This is a genomic window from Enterobacter cloacae complex sp. 6730903, from assembly GCF_048283985.1.
GTDB lineage: Bacteria > Pseudomonadota > Gammaproteobacteria > Enterobacterales > Enterobacteriaceae > Enterobacter > Enterobacter hormaechei_C.
In genome coordinates this window covers 1-3,715 of sequence record NZ_JBLVXX010000099.1, presented here as the reverse complement: position 1 = coordinate 3,715, position 3,715 = coordinate 1, and the positions used below count along the sequence as shown (strand labels likewise).

General features: G+C 37.3%; 5 protein-coding genes. 4 read left to right on the top strand and 1 reads right to left on the bottom strand.

The annotated features are described in order from the left end of the window. The 4 genes from ACNQ0W_RS24745 to ACNQ0W_RS24730 form a co-directional block, all read left to right on the top strand. A partial coding sequence (locus ACNQ0W_RS24745; protein WP_417933278.1) for a nucleoid-associated protein occupies window positions 1-900 on the top strand: 900 nt, incomplete at its 5' end. A 2-nt stretch (window positions 901-902) separates the two neighbouring features. Next, window positions 903-1,712, top strand: a complete 810-nt coding sequence (locus ACNQ0W_RS24740) for a hypothetical protein (protein WP_240324881.1) — start codon at window positions 903-905, stop codon at window positions 1,710-1,712. 31 nt (window positions 1,713-1,743) lie between these two features. Next, window positions 1,744-2,769, top strand: a complete 1,026-nt coding sequence (locus ACNQ0W_RS24735; RefSeq protein ID WP_064772751.1) for an IS630 family transposase — start codon at window positions 1,744-1,746, stop codon at window positions 2,767-2,769. Window positions 2,770-2,821: 52 nt separating this feature from the next. Beyond that, a complete protein-coding gene (locus tag ACNQ0W_RS24730) occupies window positions 2,822-3,259 on the top strand; it encodes a MarR family winged helix-turn-helix transcriptional regulator (protein WP_032640631.1) in 438 nt (145 codons plus the stop codon). A 3-nt stretch (window positions 3,260-3,262) separates the two neighbouring features. On the opposite strand, the gene ACNQ0W_RS24725 is transcribed toward ACNQ0W_RS24730, so the two are convergent. Beyond that, complete coding sequence (locus ACNQ0W_RS24725; protein ID WP_032640629.1) at window positions 3,263-3,463, bottom strand: hypothetical protein; 201 nt, start codon at window positions 3,461-3,463, stop codon at window positions 3,263-3,265. Window positions 3,464-3,715 lie beyond the last annotated feature (252 nt).

Below are 3,715 nucleotides of genomic sequence, written 5' to 3'. Positions count from 1 at the left end.
GATCAAACCCCCTTTTCAATCCCCTCAATTCTAAAAAAATACATCAATAAAAATAATGAATTTATTAATTTAGCTAAGGCAATAATAGAAAAGCTAAAGCAAAATGCTAATAATGAAACGAGAGTGGCTCAACTTCAAGGTGGCAGCGTTGTTTTAATCCATTATAAGTCTGCTGACCCAGAAGACTTAGGGAAACTTTTAATCGTAATGGTTGATAAACAAAGCGCCTATGACTTTGATACAGATAAATTGACGCCAACGAGATTAAACCCAATAAATACCGATGCTTTACGCCAGGCTGCGATGTTCGATCTAACTTTATTTGAAGCAAGCTATCCAGAAAATAAAGGCGACTCATATGTCCATTTTTTACAAGGTAAATCCAAAAGCGACTTTTTTAAGGATTCTTTAGGCTGCCGACACGATTCGGACAATAAAAGAAGCATTCAGCAATTATTCAATGCCATAGATGTTTTTGTTAGCAAAAACTCACTTGGCCGTGTACTACGTGATACTATTGACAATGAAGTCAAACTTTTATTAGAGAAAAAATCAAAAGATAAAAGCGGTAATAAATCCGTAAAAATAGAAGATATATCCAAAGTTATTGATCAATGCTTGACTGATTCACATAAATGCAAAGGAACGTTTGTTGATTTTGTTAATATTAATGGTTTCCAGATTGACCCTCAGTTTGAACCCACTCCTAAGTCTGCTGAGAGCGCACTTACAATAGAGGTGGCTGATAACGACAATAATTTTAAATTGAAAATAATGCGCGGGGCTATTGGAAACGAACAGTCGAATAAACCTGTAATTCTCACTGACAACAAGTGCGAAGTTGTGATAAAATTGAGTCAGGCAGATTACGATGTACTTAAAAGATATAGAGATAGTTAACAATGACAATTGCTGATGACTTATCCAGATTAGCACAGATTTTTAATGGAGCCTCGAGCAGAGTCGAAGGCTCCTACACTGTTATAAGTCTTGAAGAAAGCACTGTCAATGTAAATGGCCCTGAACTAATTAGATTATTACAGTCGATAGGTTATAAAAAAGCAAGTGACTGTATTGAGCAGAATGAAATTTGGCTAGATCGTCAAGCTTCATTTTGGGATGATTCTATAATTTTTGAAAATTTTGAATCCTTCTGGTATAGAGTAAATAACCAGAGCTCTCTGCCGAAAAATTATATTATCGGGACACCTTTAATATTTCCTACAACTAAAAATGAAAGCATTGAAAAAATCCATATTTTCTTTATGTGGAAAGACATCCTTTCGCTAATATCTGATCATCATAACAACGATTGCTCCGTCTTATTCTTCACTAATGAAGACAAAAGTTACACAGTCGAACTTAAGCACTTTTTACAATATAACGAGATCGACCAATTATCTAACCCGTCAATTAAGTATGAAATAATAAAGGAATTACTAGACACCGTTAAAATTAAAGACTTGCATAAAAGCGAGCGTAAACTAGTTATACGCTCAGCAATAAATGAAGTATTTAAAGCAAATGACGCTTTTAATTTCATTGAATTACTTAATTCAACTGAACAAGTCAGAAAAAAGTATGATGAACTTTACGAGGTTTATACCAAGAGATTTTCCGTAAATAAAATACTTAATGAACTCGATGAAAAAAATCTTGAGTTTACTAGTAAAATCAATGAATTTATACCCGTGATCATTGAAGACGCTTGATTTTTCAGCAACAGGAGATCATGCTGTCCCCATGAAAATCTTTATCACTGACCAACAAAAAGCTGAACTTGAGCGTCTTCATGACGCCAGTCGTGATAAGCGCGTTTGCGATCGCATTAAAGCCATTCTTCTGGCCTCCGAGGGCTGGAGTTCGGCCATGATCGCTCAGGCTTTACGCCTGCATCAGACTACTGTTGACCACCATATCAGCGAGTTTCTGAACAAAGGCAAGCTGAAGCCCGAAAATGGCGGCTCAGACAGCAAACTCAGCGCTGAACAAACGGCTTTTTTAATCAGCCACTTATCCGACAATTTATTTTACCATACCCGTGATATTGTCGCGTTTGTCGCGCGGACATGGAACATCGTTTTCAGCATTCCGGGAATGAATAAGTGGCTGCACCGGAACGGCTTCACCTATAAAAAACCGTCAGGCGTCCCGCATAAATTCAGTGAAGAGAAACAAAAGCAATTCATTGAATATTATGAGGAACTCAAAGCCACCGCAGGTGATGAACCGGTTCTTTTTATTGATGCTGTCCATCCGACTCAGGCCACCAAAATAGGTTATGGCTGGATACGTAAAGGCCAGAGAAAAGCGGTAAAAACAACAGGTAGTCGTACACGGCTGAATATCATGGGGGCGCTGAATCTGAAGGCCCCGGAACATCCGCTAATCTGCGAATATAAAACGGTTAATGAATACAACGTATCTCGTTTTTTCAATGAGATACGTAAAATTTATCCAGATTATCAGCAGAAAGTTCATGTTATTCTGGATGGTGCTGGTTATCACCGTTCACAGTTAGTGAAAGACTGGGCGGAGGTGGTAAATATAAAACTTCATTACCTCCCGCCGTACAGCCCGAACCTGAATCCGATAGAACGAATGTGGAAGTTAATGAACGAACATGCCCGGAATAACCGCTACTTCAGCAACAGCAGGGAGTTCAGGGATGCAATATCTGAATTTTTCAGCCATACGTTACCGGGGATAGCGGGTTTTCTGACGTCCCGAATTAACGATCATTTTCAGGTGCTCAAACCTGCATCTTGAGGTTTATTGGGTATAAATTGATTATTATTGCGTGCAGGAGGCTTTGTACAACATGAATGGTTTAACTCGTGGAATTGATCAAATTAACTGGTTACATCATAAATTTAAGACAGAAGTTAACTGTGCACTGGTTGAACATAATATTCCATTGACGTTATCAAAACTCCGCGTGCTGGACGTCATCGCCCACACGCCACATTGCAGGGCAAAAGAAATTATCGAAATACTTGGGTTCAGTCCCCGGACTGTTACTGAAGCATTAGATTATCTTGATATCAAAGGCTTTATATTAAGAAAAAAGAGCAAAGAAAACAGAAAGGACAAGATTCTTAGTTTGACTCAACGTGGTGATAGTATTCTTTCTATCGCTATAGAAATCCGTATGGCAAAACTTCATGAATTAATTGAACCGCTAACTGAGGAACAGTTAATGCAATTAATCCACTTAAGTGATGTACTTTACAATGCTTCACGTTCTTTTAATTCATAAAACTTACTTCCCTATAGGATGGTATATACTTCTGTAATAATTAAGTCTTTGTATATAAAAAAACACCTTCTCATCCGGGATATCTTCAGGAATATGTTCTGATACAGAAGACTGTTTCATATATTCTTTAAATGCTTGTGTTGATGCCATAAAGTCAACCGCCTTATCAAGGATAATCGGAAGAGAATCCCCCATTTTTTCCATACATCCTCCATATCTATGCGAAATTATCAATATGAAGTATAGCAAAATATTCCCACGTGTTAATTCTTAAAATAAAAAATGTGAACTAATGCACAATGTTGATTAGCATTTAATAAATCTAGTAAATAATCACCTGCCTTTATATAATCCATATATACCCGTGATCATTGAAGACGCTTGATTTTTCAGCAACAGGAGATCATGCTGTCCCCATGAAAATCTTTATCACTGACCAACAAAAAGCTGAACTTG

Excerpts from the sequence above, each read along its gene's own strand:
- ACNQ0W_RS24740 (WP_240324881.1), top strand. The coding sequence starts at position 903 with ATGACAATTGCTGATGACTTATCCAGATTAGCACAGATTTTTAATGGA.
- ACNQ0W_RS24735 (WP_064772751.1), top strand. The coding sequence starts at position 1,744 with ATGAAAATCTTTATCACTGACCAACAAAAAGCTGAACTTGAGCGTCTT.
- ACNQ0W_RS24730 (WP_032640631.1), top strand. The coding sequence starts at position 2,822 with ATGAATGGTTTAACTCGTGGAATTGATCAAATTAACTGGTTACATCAT.
- ACNQ0W_RS24725 (WP_032640629.1), bottom strand. The coding sequence starts at position 3,463 with ATGGAAAAAATGGGGGATTCTCTTCCGATTATCCTTGATAAGGCGGTT.